This window comes from Lactobacillus nasalidis (assembly GCF_016587775.1).
In the GTDB taxonomy this organism is placed as follows: domain Bacteria; phylum Bacillota; class Bacilli; order Lactobacillales; family Lactobacillaceae; genus Lactobacillus; species Lactobacillus nasalidis.
Genome location: NZ_BOCG01000509.1, coordinates 1 through 384 on the forward strand (window position 1 = coordinate 1; position 384 = coordinate 384).

Genomic DNA, 384 nt, shown 5'->3' on the forward strand with positions numbered 1-384 from the left:
CTATCCTTCTTCACCAACAACAGAGCTTTACGATCCGAAAACCTTCTTCACTCACGCGGCGTTGCTCCATCAGACTTGCGTCCATTGTGGAAGATTCCCTACTGCTGCCTCCCGTAGGAGTTTGGGCCGTGTCTCAGTCCCAATGTGGCCGATCAGTCTCTCAACTCGGCTACGCATCATTGCCTTGGTGAGCCGTTACCTCACCAACTAGCTAATGCGCCGCGGGCTCATCCTAAAGTGACAGCTTGCGCCGCCTTTCAAACTTGAGTCATGCGACTCATGTTGTTATCCGGTATTAGCACCTGTTTCCAAGTGGTATCCCAGTCTTTAGGGCAGATTGCCCACGTGTTACTCACCCATCCGCCGCTAGCGTCCAACAAATCA

1 rRNA gene is annotated in these 384 nt (G+C 52.6%); it reads right to left on the reverse strand.

Annotated elements, in window-relative coordinates:
- Window positions 1–384, reverse strand: a 16S ribosomal RNA gene (locus lacNas_RS09980); the annotation flags it as partial.